The following is an 18994-nucleotide window of genomic DNA, read 5'->3' on the forward strand; positions in this document are numbered from 1 at the left end:
CCTGTCTGCCCCCTGTGCGTGGATCGTCGATCCGACAGGGAACGATACGGGCGAGGCGTGAGCGCGCTGTTCACTCCGCCGTCACGGCGCCGCGGCGGGCGCCGGCCGCGCGGCCGCCTGCCAGCCACAGGTCTTGCCCTCGTTCTGCTCCACCAGCCACTCCTGCAGCGGCGCGAAGTATTCCAGCACCGCGGAGGCGTCCATCGCCTCGCCGCCGGTGAGCTCCTTCATCGTCTGCTGCCAGGGCTGGCTGTTGCCCTTGGACAGCATCGCCTGGAACTTTTCGCCCGCCGCCTTGTTGCCGGCGAAGCTGCATTCGTTCAGCGGACCGGCGTGGCCGGCGGAATCGCACAGCGCCTTGTAGAACTGGAACTGCAGCACGTGCGAGAGGAAGTAGCGCGTGTACGGCGTATTGCCCGGCACGTGGTACTTCGCGCCCGGATCGAAGAACTCCTCGCCGCGCGCGGTGACCGGCGCCACGCCCTGGTAGCGTGCCTTGAGGTCCCACCAGGCCTTGTTGTAGCTGTCCGGGGTGATCGAGCCGTCGAACACGCCCCAGCGCCAGCGGTCGATCATCAGGCCGAAGGGCAGGAAGGCCACCTTCGACAGCGCCATGCGCATCTGCGCGTTGATCAGCGCTTCCTGGCCGGGCGCGGCGCCTTCGACCAGTCCGATCGACTGCAGGTACTGGGGGGTCATCGACAGCACGATGGTGTCGCCGATCGCCTCGTGGAAGCCGTCGTGCGCGCCGTTCTGGAACAGCGGCGGCTGCTTGCCGTAGGCCAGGTAGTAATACACGTGGCCCAGCTCGTGGTAGATCGTGGTGAAGTCTTCCTCGTTGGGCTTGATGCACATCTTGGTGCGCACGTCGCTGGCGTCGGCGTTCATCTGCCAGGCGCTGGCGTGGCAGACCACGTCGCGGTCGCGCGGCTTGATGAACTGGGTCTTCGCCCAGTAGGATTCCGGCAGCGCCGGCATGCCGAGCGAGGTGTAGAAGCCCTCGGCCTGGCGCGTCATCGCCTTCGCGTGCTCGAGCTGCGCCCCGCGCGCGATCTCGACCCGGCCGTCGGTCGGCAGCAGCGCGTTCTCGCGGGTCATGCGTTCGTTGAGGCCGGCCTGGTACTGGCGCTCCAGCGCGCCGCTGACGTCGAGCTGGCCGGCATCGGGGTAGGGCGCGAGCAGCGACCAGAGGTTGCTCCAGTCCTGCTGCCACATGTTGCCCATCAGGTGCGCGGGCAGCATGCCGTTGACCGAACCCTTGCCGGGATACTCCGCCTCGAGGCGGGTGCGGGTATAGCAGTGCAGCTGCTCGTACAGCGGCTCGACCTGGTTCCACAGGCGGTCGGTCTCGGTGGAAAGCTCGGCCGGGGTCATGTCGTAGCCGGCGCGCCACAGCTCGCCGGCATCGGCGAAGCCGAGGTCGCGCGCGCCCTCGTTGACCAGGGCGGCGAAGCGCACGTAGTCCTCGCGCATCGGCTGGGCGATCGTGTGCCAGCCCTGCCAGGCTTCGAGCTGGGCGTCGTAGTCGCGGTCGTTGCGCAGCACGTCCTCGAGCTGGCCGAGCTGGCGGCAGCGGCGCGCCTCGCCTTCGCCGGTGCAGTATTCGCCGCGGCCGTAGGTGCCCTCCATCCTGCTGGCCAGCGTGGTCAGCTCGGACAGCTTGGCCGGGTCGCGCGGCGGCGGCATCGCGGTGCCGAGCTTGAGCAGGGCGATCGCGCGCTCGGTGGCCGGCGACATCTCCTTGCCCTCGAAGCGGCGCGACTGCTCGACCCACTGCTGCGTGCGGGCCAGGTAGCGCTCGTTACCCTTGGCGGCCACCAGTTCGCTGTCACCGTTGCTGTAGGTCGCGGCGATCCACTGCGAGGCTGTGTACTCCGGCATCAGCTGTGCCATCTCCTCGTTGACGCGGGCGACGAACTCGTCCGCGGTCTCCTTCTCCAGCTGGGCCTGCGAGGGACCGCCATCCGGACCGGGCGTGGTGGACGGGCCGCGGGAGCAGGCGGCGAGGACCAGGCCGACGGCGACGGCGAGGGCAAGGCGGGTGCGTGGCTTCACTGTGGATCTCCGGTGGCGCCTTTGGCGCGAAACCCACGCAGGCTAGTAGGCGGGTGGCGACCCCGCAAGTGACGCGGGCTCAGCCGGTGGGCAGGCCGCGCGCGGCGAGCCAGGCGCGCGCATCCTCCGCGTCGCGCTCGAACCAGGCGCGGGTGGAGCCCAGGCGGAAGCTGTAGCCCCAGGCATCCATGTCGACCATCAGGCGCGGGCGGCCGACGCCCGGCAGCGCGTCGGCGAGGACGATCTGCAGGTAGCAGGTGGCGTCTTCCTCGGGCACCGAGTCGGTGGCGTCGGTGTGCACGAGCGCCCGGCGCTCGGGCGGCAGCACGATCAGGTGGCAGGCCTCGTGCAGCAGCGAATGCACCGGCGTGTCGCCGCGTGCGTACACGCGCGAGCCGATGATGCCGGCCTCGGGCGCACCCCAGTAACTGCCGGGGATCGGCGCGCCGTCGTCGACGGCCACGAGCTCGAGGCCATGGGCCGCGAGCAGGGCGGCGGCATCGCGGAGCGCGATGTCGCCAAGCACGAGGACGCTCGCAGGATCGCTCAAGGCACGCCGCTCAGCCCGCGGCGCGCTCGTCGGTCAGGGCCACGGTGATGTCGAGCACGTCGTGCTCGCCGTCCTTGGTCAGGTCCACCTTCACCGCGTCGACGTCGACGCTGACGTACTTGCGGATCACTTCCAGCAGCTCGCGCTGCAGCAGCGGCAGGTAGTCCGGGGCCCCGCGGTTGGAGCGTTCCTGCGCGACGATGATGCGCAGGCGCTCCTTGGCGATCGACGCGGTGTTCTTCTTCGCCTTGAGGAAATCGAACATGCCCATGACTCAACCCCCGAACAGCTTGCTGAAGAAACCCTTCTTCTCCAGCTGTGTGAACCGCATCGGTCGCTCTTCGCCGATGATGCGCGAGACGGCGTCGTCATAGGCCTGTCCGGCGTGCGACTCCATGTCCAGGATCACCGGCTCGCCCTTGTTGGACGCGTTGAGCACGTCGCCCGATTCCGGGATCACGCCGATGGTCTTCAGGCCCAGCACGTCCTCGACGTCGGTGATCGACAGCATCTCGCCGGTCTCGACGCGGGCCGGGTTGTAGCGGGTCAGCAGCAGGTGCGACTTCACCGGCTCGCCGTTCTCGGCGCGGCGGGTCTTGGAGTCCAGCAGGCCGATGATGCGGTCGGAGTCGCGCACCGAGGACACCTCGGGGTTGACCACCACCACCGCCTGGTCGGCGAAATACATCGCCAGGAACGCGCCCTTCTCGATGCCGGCGGGGGAGTCGCAGACGATGTACTCGAAGCCCTCGTCGGCCAGCTCCTTGAGCACGCGCTCGACGCCTTCGCGGGTCAGCGCATCCTTGTCGCGGGTCTGCGACGCCGCGAGCACGAACAGGTTGTCGAAGCGCTTGTCCTTGATCATGGCCTGCTTGAGCGTGGCCTCGCCCTGGACGACGTTGACGAAGTCGTACACCACGCGGCGCTCGCAGCCCATGATCAGGTCGAGGTTGCGCAACCCGACATCGAAGTCGATGACGGCGATCTTCTTGCCGCGGCGCGCCAGCCCGCAGGCCAGGCTCGCGCTGGTGGTGGTCTTGCCGACGCCGCCCTTGCCGGACGTGACTACGATGATCTCGGCCAAAGTCTGTCTCCTGTATGCGCGCTTCAGTCGAGCGCTGCGATTTTCAGCTGGTCGCCATCCAGCCAGACCTGCACGGCCTTGCCGCGCAGGTCGGCGGGAATGTCTTCCAGCACCTTGTAGTGTCCCGCGATCGCCACGAGTTCGGCTTGGAACTCGCGGCAGAAGATGCGCGCCCTGGTGTTGCCCTGCGCGCCGGCGAGCGCGCGCCCGCGCAGCGTGCCGTAGATGTGGATCGAGCCGTCGGCGATCACCTCGGCGCCGGCGCCGACCGCGGCCAGCACGGTGAGGTCGCGGTTGTCGGCATAGACCTGCTGGCCGGAGCGCACCGCGCTGGCCTGCATCAGACCGGGCTCGCCGCCGCGGGCTGCCGGGACGTCCGCCACCGGCGCCTTCGCGGCCGCGCGCGCGCGCTCGGCGGCTGCAGGCGGTGGGGCCGGGTTCGCCTCCGGGGCCGGGCTGCCGCCCGCCGGCTCGTACTGGGCGCGGAACTTGGCCAGCAGCGGCAGGCCCAGTTCGACGGCCAGCTGTTCGTTCTCGCTGCTGCCCCAGGCCAGCGCGACGGGCAGGGCGCCGGCCTCGCGCAGGGCGTCGAGCAGCGCCCGCGCGGTGGCCACGTCGGGCAGCGCGGACAGGCCGCCGAAGTCGACGACAACCGCGCCGCGCGCGAACAGCTTGGGCGCGCGCTGGACCCGGTCGCGCATTTCCGCGGCCAGGCGTTCGATGTCGAGGGTGCGGATGCGCAGGTTGGCGATGCCGACCTGGCCGATGCGGAGTTCGCCCGCGGGTTCGAAGCTGGCGGCCGTCGCGCCCGGTGCCGTCGCCATCACCGGGTGCCCGTCGCCAGGCGCGCTTCGCCCAGCGGCCGCGGCTGGGCCAGCCAGGTGACGTCCGGCAGGTCCTCGCCCCAGGTGTCGTGCACCCAGGCGTAGCTGCACAGCTCCTTGGTCAGCATCGAGGCGCGGATGCCGGTGTCGGGCATGACGTGCTGGCCGACCTCGCGGAAGCCGAAGCTGCCGTGGAAGATGCGCGCGGTGTCGCTGTCGTGCTCGACGAAGACCTCGCAGGCCAGCACCGGATAGCGCAGTTCCGCATAGCTCTGGACGTCGGCGTACATGGTGCGGCCGACGCCGCCGCCGCGGCGGCGGCTGGCGACGACCACGCGGTCGATGTACATGAAGTCGGGGTGGCGCTCGGCGAACCAGCGGAAGTTGCTGCCGTCGTGGCCGCGGCGCGAGCCGAAGCCGACCAGGAAGCCGGCCAGGGTGCCGTCGCGCAGGGCGACGCGGAAATAGTCGGCGTGGTCGTAGAAGTGGCGCAGGCGGGCCGCGTCGAGCGGCAGGATCGAGGGACCGGCGGCGTTGTTCAGGGCAAGGACGGAATCCAGCTCGTGCTCAAGCACGTCGCGGACGACAATCGACATTCCAGACTCCGGGATGTGGCCAAAGACGCCAACGTCGCGCGCGGTGGGGCGGGGCCAGCCATCGCGCGGCGGTCGACGGCGGCGATTATCGCATGGGGGTCGACCGGGCGGGGACCGCGGCCATGACTTCCGGACCGTCGCCCGGGCCGCGCTTGCGCCTACCATGCGGCCATGCTCCAGCGTTTCGACCACAACCGGCTGCTGCGCTACGCGGGACTGTTCACCTGGGCGGTGATCGGCCTGCCCTTGCTGCTGGTCACCCTGCCGCAGGCGGACCGGGACGGCGCCGCGGCCGCGGGTGCGCCCGGTGCCCTGCAGGCCTGGATCGCCTGGGCGGTCTTCGGTGCCAGCTACGCCTGGCTGACCCGCGGCCTGGGGCGGCAGCGGGTCCGGACCGTGGACGGGGTGCTGCTGGCCGGACTGGCCGGCGGCGCGATCGCGATCAGCTACTACAGCCAGAGCGGGCTGGGCAGCATCCTGCTGATGGTGGTGGCCAGCGTGCTGCCCTGGCTGCTGCCGGTCTGGCAGGGCGTGGCGCTGCTGGTGCTGTGCGAGTTCGTGATCGTGCCGGTCTACGTGCGCGGCTACGACTTCTCCTGGATCGAGGCGGTGCTGCAGGCCAGCCTGTACGTCGGTTTCACCGGGTTCGCCTTCGTCACCGGGCTGGTCGCCCGCCAGCAGGCCCAGGCCCGCGACGAGCAGCGCCGCCTGAATGCGGAGCTGCGGGCCACCCGGGCCCTGCTCGCCGAAAGCGTGCGGGTCAACGAGCGAACGCGGATCTCGCGCGAGCTGCATGACCTGCTCGGCCACCACCTGACCGCGCTCAGCCTGAACCTGGAGGTGGCCAACCACCTGACCGAAGGCAAGGCCCAGGAGCATGTCGGCCAGGCCCACACCCTGGCGCGACTGCTGCTGTCCGACGTGCGCGAGGCGGTCAGCCAGATCCGCGGCAACGAGACCATCGACATGGCCGCGACCCTGGAACCGCTGGCCGGCAACGTGCCGGGGCTGAAGGTCGACATGCGCCTGCCGCGGCCGTTCCCGATGGAAGACCCCGAGCGCGCGCACGTGCTGCTGCGCTGCACCCAGGAAATCATCACCAACGCCGTGCGCCACGCCCAGGCCAGCGTGCTCCAGCTGCAGTACGCGCTGGAGCGCGGCGCGGTGCGCCTGGTGGCGCGCGACGACGGCCGCGGCGCGGACGGCTTCACCGCCGGCAACGGCCTGCGCGGCATGCGCGAGCGGCTGGCGGCGTATGGTGGCGAGGTCGACGCGGACACGGCGCCGGGGCAGGGCTTCACCCTGCGCCTGCGGCTGCCGCTCGACGACGTCGCCGACATCGCGGTATCCACGGCGGAGCCAGCAGGCCCGCCGGCACCCACCAGGGAGACGACATGAGTACCGACGCACCCCGCGAGGCCGGCGCGCCGGCGATCCGCGTATGCCTGGTCGACGACCAGACCCTGGTGCGGCAGGGGATCCGCTCCCTGCTGGCGCTGGACGGCGGCATCGAGGTCGTCGCCGAGGCGGTCGACGGCCGGCAGGCGGTCGAGCTGATCCCGACGGTCGCGCCGGACGTGGTGCTGATGGACATGCGCATGCCGGCGATGTCCGGGCTCGAGGCCCTGCAGGCCCTGTCCGCGGCCGGCACCCTGCCGCCGACCATCATCCTCACCACGTTCGACGACGACCAGCTGGTGCTGGCCGGCCTCAAGGCCGGCGCCAAGGGCTACCTGCTCAAGGACGTGTCGCTGGAGCAGCTGGTCGGCGCGATCCGCACCGTCGCCGGCGGCGGATCGCTGGTGCAGCCGGCGGTCACCCAGCGCCTGCTGTCGGGCCTGGAGCACATGCGCAACGACTTCGTCAGTCTCGACCGCCCCGATCCGCTGACCGACCGCGAGACCGAGATCCTGCGCCTGATGGCCTCGGGCTTCTCCAACAAGGAGATCGCCAATTCGCTGGGCGTGGCCGAGGGCACGATCAAGAACCACGTCTCGAACATCCTGTCGAAGCTCGGGGTCCGCGACCGGACCCGCGCGGTCCTCAAGGCCTTCGAGCTGCAGCTGGTATGAAAAAGCGGCCGCCGAAGGTCGCGACGACGCAGGCAATCTTGCTAGGATTGCCGGTCTGCGCCCCGGCTTTGGCCGGTCCTGGTCCCGGAGAACCCTGAATGACCCGTTTGCTCGAGCTCCTGATTTCCATGGCGATCGTCGCCGTGCTGTTCCTGATCGTCGGCGTGGTGCTGCCGTCCAGCCGCTCCCTGAGCGAAAGCGTCGAGACCAACCGCCGCATGTCGATCGTCTTCGACACGGTGAACAGCTTCAAGCGCTTCGACGACTGGCATCCCTTCGCGCTGGGCCAGGTCAAGCTCAACCGTTCGGGTCCGGACGAGGGCGTCGGTGCCCGCATCGAGTACGACTCGGAAGTCTCTGGCGTGGGCAAGGGCAGCTGGGAGATCGTCGAGTCCGAGCAGGATTCGCGCGTGGTCTACCGCATCGACGATGAGAACCGCGGCTCGAACAAGCAGTCCACGATCACCCTGAAGCCGACCGGCCGCGGTGGCCGCAACGTCGAGATCACCCAGGACTACAGCATCGACTACGGCTGGGACCTGCTGGGCCGCTACGCCGGCCTGTACGTCAGCCGCAACGTGGGCGACACGATGAAGTTCGGCCTCGGCCGCCTGACCAACATGCTGGCCGCGGTGCCGAACTTCGACTACCGCGTCGACGGCTCCAACCTCGCCAACCTCGAGATCGCGCAGATCCCGGCCGAGAACCTGCTGGTGGTCAACGCCGGCGCGATCGAGCGCAACAACGAGGTCGTCAAGAAGGCGATGAAGGACAACGCCGAGTGGATCAAGCGCACGATGGACGAGAGCGGCCTCGAGCCGATCGGTCCGCTGCGCATCGTGACCACCGAGTTCGCGCGTGACACCTACACCTTCGACGTGGTCCAGGCCGTGCGCCGCAAGGGCGGTGCCGCTGCCCCCGCCGCGGATGCCCCGGCCGCCGACGCCGATGCCGACGAGAGCGCCGAAGCGCCTGCCGCGCGGCCGGCCTTCGCGGTCACCGACTCCGAGCCGATGGACGCCGAGGGCGTGAAGCTGCTGGGCCCGGTCACCTTCGTGCGCAGCGAGCCGACCCGCGTCGCCCGCGCCGATTACACCGGCTACATGGCCGAGCTCGACGTGGCCCGCAACGCCACCCGCGCCTGGGCCCTGACCCAGGGTGAAGAGGCCATCGGCCGCCCGTACGAGTACTACGTCAACGGCATCGATGCGGCCTTCACCGCCGACGGCCAGTTCAAGGTCTTCTGGAACCTGAAGGGCTGATCGACCCGTTCGCCTGCAGTACCCTCGGAACGCCGCATCACACGATGCGGCGTTCCGCGTTTCAGGAGCACGTTCCCGCCATGACCGCCGCCATGTCCACCGCGCCGGGCGCCGCTGCGCGCGCCGGCAAGGGCTTTGCCGCCGCGGGCGCGGTGCTGGCCGCGTTCGCCGTCGGGCTGGCCGCGTATGCCTCGCACGCCGCGGGGCCCGACGCCGGCGCCCGCCTGGGCCTGGCGGCGGCGTTCGCGTTCGGACATGGACTGGCGCTGGCGGCGCTGGCCCCGCGCGCCGCCGGTCGCCTGGGCCTCGCGGCGATGGCCGGCCTGCTGCTGGGCGTGCTGCTGTTTTCCGGATCCCTGGCGGGGGCGCACTTCCTGGGCCTGCCGACGGCGCTGGCGCCGCTGGGTGGCGGACTGATGATGCTCGGCTGGCTGGGCCACGCCGCAGCGGTCCTGGGGCGCTGAGCCATGCCCCGCTACCGGCGCGGCTATGACACCGTCGAGGCCGACGCCTGGCTGGCCCGCCGCGACCGCCGGCTCGGCGCCTGGATCCGTCGCCTGGGTCCGATCGGGCCGGATCCGCGCTGGCGGCGGAGCTTCGACCCGGTCGACGCGCTCGCGCGCGCGATTCTGTTCCAGCAGCTGAGCGGCAAGGCCGCCTCCACGATCGTCGGCCGGGTGGAGGCCGCCATCGGCAGCACCCGCCTGCACGCGGACACGCTGGGCCGCATCGACGACGCCGCACTGCGCGCCTGCGGGGTCTCGGGCAACAAGGCGCTCGCGCTGCGCGATCTTTCCGCCCGCGAGGCACGCGGGGAGATTCCCGACCTGCGGCGGATGTCGGTGATGGACGCGGACGCGATCGTGGCTGCGCTGGTGCCGATCCGCGGCATCGGCCGCTGGACCGTGGAGATGATGCTGATGTTCCGCCTCGGCCGTCCGGACGTGCTGCCGGTCGACGACCTCGGCGTGCGCAAGGGCGCGCAACTGCTGGACTCGGCGGAGGCGATGCCCACGCCGCGCGAGTTGGCGGCACGCGGCGAACGCTGGGGTCCGTTCCGGACCCACGCCGCCCTGTACCTGTGGCGCATCGCCGACGCGGCCGCGTCCGCGGTGGTGCCGGTCCAGCGCTCGCAGGAATGAGCGCGGGGGGCCGGAGCCCCCCTGCGCAGCCGATCAGAAGCGCAGTTCGCCGCCGATGGCCAGGGTGTCGATGTCGAGATCGACGCCGTCGAACTCGGCCTGGCGGCGATCCCAGTTCAGCGACACGCCGAAGCGCGGGCTGAAGTCGTAGCCGACGCTGGCGCCGAAATACGGCTTGTTCGAATGCTCGTCGTCGATCACGTCCCAGTCGTCCTCGCGCAGCTGCGCGGTGATGCGCGCGATGCCCGCGCGGCCGCCGACGAAGAAGCCGGTGCCGTCCTGGCCCAAGCCGTGCTTCGCGGCCACGCCGACGCCGATGCTGACCAGGTCGAGGTCCAGGTCGTCGCCGAGGTACTCGGTGTACAGCGTGCCGACGTGGCCTTCGATGGCGATGTTGCGGTTGAACCAGTAGCCGCCGGAGAACACGAACGACGTGTCGTCCTCGCTTGCGGACGCGCCGGCGTAGTCGAGGTCGATGTCGCTCTGGCCGATCTCGGCGCGGATGTAACCGCCACGGCCGTCGGCGGCGAATGCCGGCGCGCACGCGGTGGCGAGCAGCGCAGCGGCGAAGAGGAGAGGCTTGTGCATGACGTTCCTTGTACCTTGAAGTGGGAGCCCCCCGAACGCGGGGCGGCGCAGGATGCGCACGCGCCGCGGCGCTGTCAATCGGGAGCGGTGTGACGCGCCGCTTCAGCGCCCGGCGGGTGCCAGCAGCGCCAGCAGCCCGCGCGCGGCCTGCAGGCGCTCGAGCGGGGTCGGCAGCTCCAGCGCCAGGCGCAGGGTGTCGGGCCCGTCCATGCGGTACTGCTTCGGCTGGCCCTGCACCAGGCGGATGATGGCCATCGGATCGACCGAGGGCTTCTCGACGAACCTGACCCGCCCGCCGCCGGTGCCGATGTCGATCTTGGCGATGCCCAGCGCGCTGGCCTGCAGCTTGAGCTCGGCGGTGGCGAACAGCAGCTTGGCCGGCTCGGGCAGCAGGCCGAAGCGGTCGATCATCTCCACCTGCAGCTCGCGCAGCGCATCGGCATCGCGCGCCGAGCTGACGCGCTTGTAGAGCGTCAGGCGCGTGTGCACGTCGGGCAGGTAGTCCTCGGGGATGAGGGCCGGGGCGTGCAACTCGACCTCGGCGCCGCGAGCGGCGGTGCCGTCGACGTCGGGCAGCTCGCCGCGCTTGATCGAACGCACCGCGCGCTCGAGGAGCTCGGTGTACAGGCTGAAGCCGACCTCGGCCATCTGCCCGCTCTGGTCCTCGCCCAGCAGCTCGCCGGCGCCGCGGATCTCCAAGTCGTGGGTGGCCAGGGTGAAGCCGGCACCCAGTTCGTCCATCGAGGCGATGACGCCCAGGCGCTTGCGCGCATCGGCGGTGATCGAGCGCTTGTCCGGGATCACCAGGTAGGCATAGGCGCGGTGGTGCGAGCGGCCGACGCGGCCGCGCAGCTGGTGCAGCTGCGCGAGGCCGAACTTGTCGGCGCGGTTGATGATGATGGTGTTGGCGTTGGGGATGTCGATGCCGGATTCGATGATGGTCGAGGCCAGCAGGACGTTGAAGCGCTGCTTCTGGAAGTCGAGCATCACCCGTTCCAGCTCGCGCTCGGGCATCTGGCCGTGGGCCACGCCGATGCGCGCCTCGGGCACCAGCTCCTGCAGCTCGCGCTGCATGCGGCCGATCGACTCGACGTCGTTGTGCAGGAAGAACAGCTGGCCGCCGCGGGCAAGCTCGCGCTCGAAGGCCTCGCGCAGCTGGGCATCGTCCCAGGGCACGACGAAGGTCTGGACCGCGAGCCGGTTGGCCGGCGGGGTCGCGATCAGCGACAGGTCGCGCAGCCCGGCCATGGCCATGTTGAGCGTGCGCGGGATCGGCGTGGCGGTCAGCGTCAGCAGGTGGACGTTGGCGCGCAGCGCCTTCAGCGCCTCCTTCTGGCGCACGCCGAAGCGCTGCTCCTCGTCGACGATCACCAGGCCCAGGTCCTTGAAACGCACGTCCTTCTGCAGCAGCCGGTGGGTGCCGACGATGACGTCGATCGTGCCTTCCGCCACTTTCTCCAGCTCGGCCTTGATCTCCTTGGTCGACTTGAAGCGCGACAGCACCTCGACCCGGATCGGCCAGTCGGCGAAGCGGTCGCGGAAGTTGGCGTAGTGCTGCTCGGCCAGCAGCGTGGTCGGAACCAGCACCGCGACCTGCTTGCCGGCGGCCGCGGTGGCGAAGGCCGCGCGCACCGCGACCTCGGTCTTGCCGAAGCCGACGTCGCCGCAGACCACGCGGTCCATCGGCTGCGAGGACTGCAGGTCGCGCAGCACGGCCTCGATGGCCGAGTGCTGGTCCGGCGTCTCCTCGAACGGGAAGGTGGCGGCGAAGGGCTCGTACATGCCGCGGTCGACGTCGATCGCCAGCCCCGCGCGCGCCTGGCGCCGTGCCTGGATCTCGAGCAGCTCGGCGGCCACGTCGCGTACTTTCTCGGCGGCCTTGCGCCTGGCCTTGGTCCACTGCTCGCCGCCCAGCGAATGCAGCGGCGCGGTCTCGGGCGACGCGCCGGAATAGCGGTTGATCAGGTGCAGCTGCGCGACCGGCACGTACAGCCGGTCGCCCTTGGCGTACTCGATCTCGACGTATTCCGACGGCATGCCGCCGGCTTCCAGCGTCACGAGGCCGCGATAGCGGCCGACGCCGTGGTCCTCGTGCACGATCGGCGAGCCGTCCGACAGCTCGCCGAGGTCGCGGATGATCGCCTCCGGCTCGCGGCCGGCGCGCTTGCGGCGGCGCGGGGCCGCGGCGCGCTCGGGGAACAGCTGGCGCTCGGTGAGCACCGCGATCGGCCCGGCGTCGGCGACGCCCGGGTCGAGCGCGAAGCCGTCCTCGAGCGGGGCGACCGAGATCGCGAAGCGCGCGTCGCCGGCGGCGAAGCTGCGGAAGTCGGCCAGCACCTGCGGCTGCAGGGAGGCGGCGTCCAGCACCTCCAGCAGCGCCTCGCGGCGGCCGGCCGTGTCGGCCGACACCAGCACGCGGCCCGGGTAGCTGGCGAGGAACTCCTTCAGCGGGACCGCGGCGGCGTCGTGGCGCGCGGCCACGGGCAGCGATGGCGCGGGCTGCTCGCCGAGCGTGGCGGCCTCGTCGCGGCGCGGATGGCCCTCGCCCGCGACCTCGATCCGTGGCACGTCGTTGAAGCGCGCGCGCAGCTCGTCGGGCGCCAGCCACAGCGCGCCCGGCGCAAGCACCGGATGCTCGACGTCGTGCCGGCGCTGCTCGTGGCGCTGCCCGGCCTGCATCCAGAAGTGGTCGGCGGCGGCGCCGACGCCGTCGTCGACCAGCGGCAGGGCGCCCTTGCCCAGGTAGTCGAAGAGGGTCGCGGTGGCGGCGCGCTCGAAGAACAGCGGCAGGTAGTACTCGATGCCGGCGGGCGCCGCGCCGGCCTTGAGGTCCTGGAACAGCGCGCTGCGCCGGGTGTCGATGTCGAACTGCTCGCGCAGCGCGTCGAGCGCGCGGGTGCGCGAGGTCTCGTCGAGCGGAACTTCGCGGCCGGGCATCAGCTGCAGCGCCGAGACCCGGTCCAGCGAACGCTGGCTCTCCGGATCGAACACCCGGATGGTGTCGATCTCGTCGTCGAGGAGCTCGATGCGGAAGGGCGCGGCCTCGCCCATGGGATAGACGTCGAGCAGGGCGCCGCGCACGGCGAAATCACCCGGGTCGTACACCTGCGGCACGTTGCGGTAGCCGGCGGCCTGCAGGCGGCGCTTCTCGGCGTCGAGGTCCAGGCGCTGTCCGACGCGCAGGTCGAAGCTGTTGCCGACCACGTAGGACAGGGGCGGCAGGCGCTGCATCAGCGTCTGCACCGGCACCACCAGGATCCCGCGGGTCATCGTCGGCAGGCGGCGCAGCGTGGCCAGGCGCTGGGAGACGATCTCCGGATGGGGACTGAAGCGGTCGTAGGGCAGGGTCTCCCAGTCCGGGAACGCCAGCACCGGCAGGCCGCGCTCGTCGCCGACCAGGGTGTGCAGGTCGGCTTCGAGCTGGGTGGCGGCGTGGTTGTCGCGGGCGACGGCCAGCAGCACGCCGTCATGGGCACGCGCGGCCGCGGCCACGAACCAGGCCAGTGCCGAGCGCGAGGCCGGGGCGCGCCACCAGGCGCGCGGGCGTCCGGGGCCGGGAAGCGGGGGAATGGAGGCCGGGGCGGAAGAGGGGCGAAGCGGGGTCTGGTCGGTCATCGGCACGCAAATAGGGGCAGCGCAGGATGCGTTCGACGCAGCCTGCGCGGGACCGCACAGTCTAACGGGCGGGGCGGTGAAGCCGGCCTAGGGCGAGGCGGAGGGGCCTTCGTCGCCGATGCCGGCCGACGGGGTGGCCTGCCCGAGCGGCAGGCGGATGCGCACGAAGCCGGGATCCGCGCCTTCGTCGCTCTGGCTGAAGCCCATCGACTGCGCCAGGTCGAGCAGGGGTCCATTCGCCTCGGGCACGTCGCCGGTCAGCGCATCCAGGCGCTTGCCGCGCGCCCAGCGCGCCAGGCGGCGCATCAGGTGCCGGCCCAGGCCCATGCCCTCGACGTTGCGGCCGACCAGGATGGTGAAGGTGGCTTCGCGCGTTCCGGACAGGATGGCCGCACGCGCGAGACCCAGGATCATCGCGTCACCCGGCGCCAGCTGCTGCTCGGTGACGACGAGGGTGAACTCGCTGCGGGTATCGGGCTGGGACAGCTGGCGCGAGCGTTCGACGCCGATCTCCGGGGCCCCGGACAGCAGGTGCCCGCGGATGTCGCCCGGCTCGAGCAGTTCGAAGCTGGCGCGCAGGACGGGGGCGTCCTCGGGGCGGATGGGGCGGATCAGCACATCGTGGCCGTTGCGGAGACGGAGCTCCTCGTGCCACGGCGGAAGGCGGTTTCTGGCGACCATGTGGGCGATGCTGGCACGACGCGGGTGAAGCCCGCCTCCACACCCGGCGTCACGCTCAGGCCGGTTTGCGCAGCCAGTGCACGCGCGCATCGCCGCCGCGCTCGCCCAGTGCGCGGGCCAGCGACTTCAGCGCCGGCGCCAGCGCCACGTCGAGCTGCCAGGGCGGATTGACGATGAGCATGCCGCTGCCGTTCATGCGCAGCGGCGAGTCGTCGGGTCGCACCATGAGCTCGGCGAGCAGCACCGACTTGCCCGGCAGGTCCGCCGCGCGCCGCTGGAACGGCATCAGCGTGCGCCGCAGCTTGATCGGGTACCAGAGCGCGAACACCCCCTGCGGGAAGCGGCGCAATCCTTCGCGGATCGCACCCAGGGCATCGTCGAATTCCGCCAGCTGGGTTTCATAGGGGGGATCGATCAGCACCAGTCCACGGCCGATCCGCGTCTCGCCGTCGCGCGGCGGCAGGGTGGCGCGCACGGCGGCGTAGCCGTCGCCCTCGTGCACGCGCACGCGGCGGTCGCCGGCGAGGTGGCTGGCCAGGGCCTTCGCTTCTTCCGGCTGGGTCTCGCAGCAGACGATGCGGTCGGCCTCGCGCAGCGCATGCGCCAGCAGCCATGGCGAGCCCGGGTAGGCGTCGGCGCCATGCGCCTTGCGGCAGGCGGCGACCGCGTCCAGGTAGCGGCGCAGCAGCGGATCGCGCGGCGTCTCGGCGATCAGCCGGGCGATCCCGTCGTCGGCCTCGCCGGTCGCCTGCGCGCTGGCACCCGACAGCCGGTAGAGCCCGCGGCCGGCATGGGTGTCGAGCGCGAACAGCGGTGCGGGCTTGGCCACCAGCGCATCGCACAGGGCGAGCACGACGACGTGCTTGAGGACGTCGGCGTGGTTGCCGGCATGGAACGCGTGGCGGTAGTTCATCGCTGCAGGATACCGGGCCGCTGGCCGCCGCGGCGCCCGGTATGCTGCGCGCCATGTCCGTCGACGCCGCGCCCGCGCCATCCACCGTGCTCCTGGTCGAGGACGATCCGGCGATCGCCGACACCGTGGCCTACGCGCTGCGCGCCGAGGGCTTCACCGTCGAGCACCGGATGCTCGGCCGCGGCGTGGCCGAGCGCGTGCGTGCAGGCGGCATCGACCTGGTGCTGCTCGACGTCAGCCTGCCGGATATCGGCGGCTTCGAGGTCTGCCGCCAGCTGCGTGCCTTCAGCGCGCTGCCGCTGGTGTTCCTGACCGCGCGCAGCGACGAGGTGGACCGCGTGCTGGGCCTGGAGCTGGGCGCCGACGACTACGTGGCCAAGCCGTTCTCCCCGCGCGAGCTGGTGGCGCGGGTCCGCGCACGGCTGCGCCGGCACCACGCCGCGGGTGCCGGTGGGCCGCAGCGCGCGGGGCGCTTCGAGCACGATCCCGAGGCGCGCCGGATCCGCTTCGACGGCCATGCCCTCGACCTCACCCGGCACGAGTACGCGCTGCTGGCCGAACTGCTGCGCCGCCCCGGCGCGATCCTGGCCCGCGCGCAGCTGCTCGACCGCGCCTGGCCCGACGCGCCCGAAAGCGGCGAGCGGACCGTCGACACCCACGTCAAGACGCTGCGCGCCAAGCTGCGCGAGCGCGACGCCGGCGCCGACCCGATCCGCACCCACCGCGGCATCGGCTATTCGATCGACGCGGGCTGAGCATGCGCATCGGCCTGCGCATCCTGCTCGGCTACTTCGTGATCGTGGCGCTGGCCGCGCTGCTGCTGGGCCAGGTGTTCCTGCGCGAGGTCAAGCCGGGGGTGCGCCAGGCGATGGAGGACACGCTGGTGGATACCGCCAACGTGCTGGCCGAGCTGGCCACCGACGACTTCCTCGCGGGCCGGATCAACGAGGGCGCCTTCGCCAGCCGCGTGCGCGCGCTGGCCGGACGCGACATCGGTGCCGGCATCTGGGGCTTCGAGAAGCGCGAGTCGAGCTACCGCATCACCATCGCCGACGCGCGCGGCATCGTGGTCTTCGACTCCGCCGGACGCGAACTGGGCGCCGACCATTCGCGCTGGAACGACGTCCACCTGACCCTGCGCGGACGCTACGGCGCGCGTTCCACGCGCAGCGACCCGGACGACGACGCCAGCTCGGTCATGCACGTGGCGGCGCCGATCCGCGACGGCGCACGCATCGTCGGCGCGCTGACCGTGTCCAAGCCCAACCGCGCGATGGCGCCGTTCATCGCGCGCAGCGAGGGCGTGATCCTGCGCTGGGGCCTGGTGCTGCTCGGCACCGCGCTGCTGGTGGGGCTGTCGGCCGCGTGGTGGCTGTCGCGCCAGCTCGGCGCGCTGCGCCGCTACGCCGACGCGGTGACCGCCGGCGAACGCGCGTCGCCGCCCGACGCCGCCGGCGAGTTCGGCGACCTGGGCCGGGCACTGGAAACCATGCGCGAACGCCTCGAGGATCGGCGCTACGTCGAACGCTACGTGCACACGCTGACCCATGAGCTGAAGTCGCCGCTGGCGGCGATCCGCGGCTCGGCCGAGCTGCTCGAATCGCCGCTGCCCGAGGCCGACCGCCGACGTTTCGCCAGCCACATCGGCACGCAGAGCGAACGCATGGCGGGGATGATCGACAAGCTGCTGGCGCTGGCGGCGGTCGAGCACCGCCAGCGGCTGGAGCACGCCGCGCCGGTGGATCTCGCCGCGGTGGCGCGCGAGGTCGCGGACGCGGTGATGCCGCGACTGCGCGCCGCGGGCGTCGACCTGGCGCTGGACGCGGACGAACCGCTGCCCAGCCCTGATGGTGACGCCTTCCTGCTGCGCCAGGCGCTGGAGAACCTGGTGGACAACGCGATCGCCTTCTCGCCGCGCGGCGGCACCGTCGCGGTGGCGCTGCGGGTCGACGCCGCGGGCGTGCGCATCGAGGTGGCCGACGACGGCCCCGGGGTCCCGGACTTCGCGCTCGAGCAGGTCTTCGCCCGCTTCTACTCGCTGCCGCGCCCGGGCGAGGGCGGCCGCAGCAGCGGCATCGGCCTGACCTTCGTCGCCGAGGTGGCCCAGCTGCACGGGGGCCACGCGGCGCTGCACAACCGCGCGGGCGGTGGCGCGCTCGCCTCGCTGGTGCTGCCCGTCGGCTGATCGCGGCGCTTCACCCCCGCCTCACCGTCGCGCCGCGCTGCGCACATCCCGCAGCGGCAGCCTGTGCCCGGTTTCCAACGGGAGTGGGACATGCGCTTGTGGGTGAAGATCCTGATGGTGGCGGCGATGACGGTTGCGATCCTGGTGCCGCTGTCGATGGTGCGCGGCGTGGTCCAGGAGCGGCAGGCGCGGCGCGCGGAGGCGGTGACCGGCATCGCGGCCAGCCACGGCGGCCGCCAGGTGCTGTCCGGTCCGGTGCTGGTGGTCCCCTACAGCGAGGAGGTGCGCGAGCAGGTCGCCGATCCGGCCGGGGTCATGCGCACGACGCTGCGCCGGCGCACGCGGCACTGGACCTTCTTCCCGGAAGCCCTGGTCGTGGACGGTGCGCTGGCGCCGGAGGTCCGCCGGCGCGGGCTGCACGAGGTCCGGGTGTACCAGTGGCAGGGCACGCTGCAGGCACGCTTCGACGCCAGCATCCCCGACGACGCGCCCGAGGGCAGCGACCGCCGCATCGGCGAGCCCTGGCTGGCCTTCGGGATCGCCGACGTGCGTGGCCTGCGCGACCTGCCGCGGCTGCAGGTCGACGGGCGCCCGCTCGCCCTGGTCGAGGGCATCGGCCACGAGGACGGGCCCGGCGTGCATGCGCGGCTGGACACGCCGGTGCCCGGTGCGCGCCTCGCCTTCGGCAGCCGGCTCGAGCTCGAGGTGCGCGGCACCGAATCGTTCGCGATGCTGCCGCTGGCGCGCGACAACGACCTGCGGCTGCGCTCGAGCTGGCGGCACCCGCGCTTCGAGGGACTGTCGCCGGTGCACGACATCGGCCAGGCGGGCTTCGAGGCGCGCTGGAAGCTGGCCTCGCTCGCCACCGAAGCCCAGGCCCGCTACCGCCGCCATGCGTCGCTGGCGCACACCGCCGGCACCGGCGATCCGGACGCCGCCGGCGTGACCCTGGTCGATCCGGTGAACGCCTACCTGCAGGCGGAGCGCGCCACCAAGTACGGCCTGCTGTTCGTGCTGCTGACCTTCATCGCCTTCTTCATGTTCGAACTGATCCGGCAGCAGCCGATCCACCCGATCCAGTACGCCCTGGTCGGACTCGCGATCGCGGTGTTCTTCCTGCTGCTGGTCAGCCTGGGCGAACACATCGCCTTCGGCCTGGCCTACCTGGCGGCGGCGGTGGCCTGCATCGGCCTGATCGGGTTCTACCTGTCGGCGGTGCTGGGCGGCGCGGCGCGCGGCGCCGGTTTCGCCGCGATGCTGGCGACCCTGTACGCCGCGCTCTACGGCCTGCTGGTGTCCGAGGACAACGCCCTGGTGCTGGGCGCGGGGCTGCTGTTCGTGGTCCTGGCCGCGATCATGGTGGTGACCCGCAGGATCGACTGGTACCGCGTCGGCGCGGGCATGCCGGCGACGGCGCGCTGAGCCGT

Annotated in this window: 18 protein-coding genes; 8 read left to right on the top strand and 10 right to left on the bottom strand. The window is 71.8% G+C overall.

The annotated features are described in order from the left end of the window. Positions 1 to 81: 81 nt before the first annotated feature. The 6 genes from JGR68_RS04520 to JGR68_RS04545 all read right to left on the bottom strand — a co-directional run bounded on the left by JGR68_RS04520 (position 82) and on the right by JGR68_RS04545 (position 5109). Positions 82 to 2055, bottom strand: a complete 1974-nt coding sequence (locus JGR68_RS04520; protein WP_199361136.1) for a M2 family metallopeptidase — start codon at positions 2053 to 2055, stop codon at positions 82 to 84. A 79-nt stretch (positions 2056 to 2134) separates the two neighbouring features. Beyond that, the gene (locus JGR68_RS04525; protein ID WP_199361138.1) at positions 2135 to 2605 is read right to left on the bottom strand and encodes a hypothetical protein; all 471 of its coding nucleotides are present in this window, start codon (positions 2603 to 2605) and stop codon (positions 2135 to 2137) included. A gap of 10 nt (positions 2606 to 2615) precedes the next feature. Further along, positions 2616 to 2876: a cell division topological specificity factor MinE gene (gene minE / locus JGR68_RS04530; protein WP_199361141.1), complete on the bottom strand. Its 261-nt coding sequence runs from the start codon at positions 2874 to 2876 to the stop codon at positions 2616 to 2618. Positions 2877 to 2879: 3 nt separating this feature from the next. Next, entirely contained in the window at positions 2880 to 3689 is an 810-nt protein-coding gene (gene minD, locus JGR68_RS04535) for a septum site-determining protein MinD (protein ID WP_199361143.1), read from the bottom strand. A gap of 23 nt (positions 3690 to 3712) precedes the next feature. Beyond that, positions 3713 to 4513, bottom strand: a complete 801-nt coding sequence (gene minC, locus JGR68_RS04540; protein WP_199361146.1) for a septum site-determining protein MinC — start codon at positions 4511 to 4513, stop codon at positions 3713 to 3715. Continuing rightward, a complete protein-coding gene (locus JGR68_RS04545; protein WP_199361149.1) occupies positions 4513 to 5109 on the bottom strand; it encodes a GNAT family N-acetyltransferase in 597 nt (198 codons plus the stop codon). Before JGR68_RS04545 ends, minC begins: the two co-directional genes overlap by 1 nt. 171 nt (positions 5110 to 5280) lie before the next feature. Here JGR68_RS04545 and JGR68_RS04550 point away from each other — a divergent pair, with 171 nt between their 5' ends. The 5 genes from JGR68_RS04550 to JGR68_RS04570 all read left to right on the top strand — a co-directional run bounded on the left by JGR68_RS04550 (position 5281) and on the right by JGR68_RS04570 (position 9585). Further along, entirely contained in the window at positions 5281 to 6507 is a 1227-nt protein-coding gene (locus tag JGR68_RS04550; protein ID WP_199361151.1) for a sensor histidine kinase, read from the top strand. Further along, positions 6504 to 7181 (top strand): response regulator transcription factor, encoded by a 678-nt coding sequence (locus JGR68_RS04555; RefSeq protein WP_199361154.1) that lies wholly within the window; start codon positions 6504 to 6506, stop codon positions 7179 to 7181. Before JGR68_RS04550 ends, JGR68_RS04555 begins: the two co-directional genes overlap by 4 nt. 98 nt (positions 7182 to 7279) lie before the next feature. Next, positions 7280 to 8443: an SRPBCC family protein gene (locus tag JGR68_RS04560; RefSeq protein WP_199361156.1), complete on the top strand. Its 1164-nt coding sequence runs from the start codon at positions 7280 to 7282 to the stop codon at positions 8441 to 8443. Between the two features lie 92 nt (positions 8444 to 8535). Beyond that, entirely contained in the window at positions 8536 to 8907 is a 372-nt protein-coding gene (locus JGR68_RS04565; RefSeq protein WP_199361651.1) for a DUF423 domain-containing protein, read from the top strand. 3 nt (positions 8908 to 8910) lie between these two features. Then, on the top strand, positions 8911 to 9585 hold the full coding sequence (locus tag JGR68_RS04570) for a DNA-3-methyladenine glycosylase 2 family protein (protein WP_199361158.1): 675 nt from the start codon (positions 8911 to 8913) through the stop codon (positions 9583 to 9585). A 33-nt stretch (positions 9586 to 9618) separates the two neighbouring features. Here the strand turns inward: JGR68_RS04570 and JGR68_RS04575 are convergent, their stop codons facing one another. The 4 genes from JGR68_RS04575 to rlmJ all read right to left on the bottom strand — a co-directional run bounded on the left by JGR68_RS04575 (position 9619) and on the right by rlmJ (position 15382). Further along, the gene (locus JGR68_RS04575; RefSeq protein ID WP_199361160.1) at positions 9619 to 10173 is read right to left on the bottom strand and encodes an outer membrane beta-barrel protein; all 555 of its coding nucleotides are present in this window, start codon (positions 10171 to 10173) and stop codon (positions 9619 to 9621) included. Between the two features lie 102 nt (positions 10174 to 10275). Beyond that, positions 10276 to 13788 (bottom strand): transcription-repair coupling factor, encoded by a 3513-nt coding sequence (gene mfd, locus JGR68_RS04580; protein WP_199361162.1) that lies wholly within the window; start codon positions 13786 to 13788, stop codon positions 10276 to 10278. Between the two features lie 87 nt (positions 13789 to 13875). Then, a complete protein-coding gene (locus tag JGR68_RS04585) occupies positions 13876 to 14469 on the bottom strand; it encodes a GNAT family N-acetyltransferase (RefSeq protein ID WP_199361164.1) in 594 nt (197 codons plus the stop codon). 55 nt (positions 14470 to 14524) lie between these two features. Beyond that, entirely contained in the window at positions 14525 to 15382 is an 858-nt protein-coding gene (gene rlmJ, locus JGR68_RS04590) for a 23S rRNA (adenine(2030)-N(6))-methyltransferase RlmJ (protein WP_199361167.1), read from the bottom strand. 41 nt (positions 15383 to 15423) lie between these two features. On the opposite strand from rlmJ, the gene creB reads away from it, so the two are divergent. The 3 genes from creB to creD all read left to right on the top strand — a co-directional run bounded on the left by creB (position 15424) and on the right by creD (position 18989). Beyond that, positions 15424 to 16137: a two-component system response regulator CreB gene (gene creB / locus JGR68_RS04595; protein ID WP_199361169.1), complete on the top strand. Its 714-nt coding sequence runs from the start codon at positions 15424 to 15426 to the stop codon at positions 16135 to 16137. A gap of 2 nt (positions 16138 to 16139) precedes the next feature. Next, positions 16140 to 17567: a two-component system sensor histidine kinase CreC gene (gene creC, locus JGR68_RS04600; protein WP_199361171.1), complete on the top strand. Its 1428-nt coding sequence runs from the start codon at positions 16140 to 16142 to the stop codon at positions 17565 to 17567. 90 nt (positions 17568 to 17657) lie between these two features. Next, positions 17658 to 18989 carry a cell envelope integrity protein CreD gene (creD, locus tag JGR68_RS04605; protein WP_199361173.1) on the top strand — a complete coding sequence of 444 codons (1332 nt, stop codon included), beginning with the start codon at positions 17658 to 17660 and terminating at the stop codon, positions 18987 to 18989. Positions 18990 to 18994 lie beyond the last annotated feature (5 nt).

Origin of the sequence: Luteimonas sp. MC1750 (genome assembly GCF_016615955.1) — a bacterium.
In the GTDB taxonomy this organism is placed as follows: Bacteria; Pseudomonadota; Gammaproteobacteria; order Xanthomonadales; family Xanthomonadaceae; genus Luteimonas.

Excerpts from the sequence above, each read along its gene's own strand:
- JGR68_RS04585 (WP_199361164.1), bottom strand. The coding sequence starts at position 14,469 with ATGGTCGCCAGAAACCGCCTTCCGCCGTGGCACGAGGAGCTCCGTCTC.
- JGR68_RS04575 (WP_199361160.1), bottom strand. The coding sequence starts at position 10,173 with ATGCACAAGCCTCTCCTCTTCGCCGCTGCGCTGCTCGCCACCGCGTGC.
- JGR68_RS04565 (WP_199361651.1), top strand. The coding sequence starts at position 8,536 with ATGTCCACCGCGCCGGGCGCCGCTGCGCGCGCCGGCAAGGGCTTTGCC.
- JGR68_RS04570 (WP_199361158.1), top strand. The coding sequence starts at position 8,911 with ATGCCCCGCTACCGGCGCGGCTATGACACCGTCGAGGCCGACGCCTGG.
- creB (WP_199361169.1), top strand. The coding sequence starts at position 15,424 with ATGCTGCGCGCCATGTCCGTCGACGCCGCGCCCGCGCCATCCACCGTG.
- minE (WP_199361141.1), bottom strand. The coding sequence starts at position 2,876 with ATGGGCATGTTCGATTTCCTCAAGGCGAAGAAGAACACCGCGTCGATC.
- JGR68_RS04545 (WP_199361149.1), bottom strand. The coding sequence starts at position 5,109 with ATGTCGATTGTCGTCCGCGACGTGCTTGAGCACGAGCTGGATTCCGTC.
- JGR68_RS04560 (WP_199361156.1), top strand. The coding sequence starts at position 7,280 with ATGACCCGTTTGCTCGAGCTCCTGATTTCCATGGCGATCGTCGCCGTG.
- rlmJ (WP_199361167.1), bottom strand. The coding sequence starts at position 15,382 with ATGAACTACCGCCACGCGTTCCATGCCGGCAACCACGCCGACGTCCTC.
- JGR68_RS04555 (WP_199361154.1), top strand. The coding sequence starts at position 6,504 with ATGAGTACCGACGCACCCCGCGAGGCCGGCGCGCCGGCGATCCGCGTA.
- JGR68_RS04550 (WP_199361151.1), top strand. The coding sequence starts at position 5,281 with ATGCTCCAGCGTTTCGACCACAACCGGCTGCTGCGCTACGCGGGACTG.
- mfd (WP_199361162.1), bottom strand. The coding sequence starts at position 13,788 with ATGACCGACCAGACCCCGCTTCGCCCCTCTTCCGCCCCGGCCTCCATT.
- minC (WP_199361146.1), bottom strand. The coding sequence starts at position 4,513 with ATGGCGACGGCACCGGGCGCGACGGCCGCCAGCTTCGAACCCGCGGGC.
- creC (WP_199361171.1), top strand. The coding sequence starts at position 16,140 with ATGCGCATCGGCCTGCGCATCCTGCTCGGCTACTTCGTGATCGTGGCG.
- creD (WP_199361173.1), top strand. The coding sequence starts at position 17,658 with ATGCGCTTGTGGGTGAAGATCCTGATGGTGGCGGCGATGACGGTTGCG.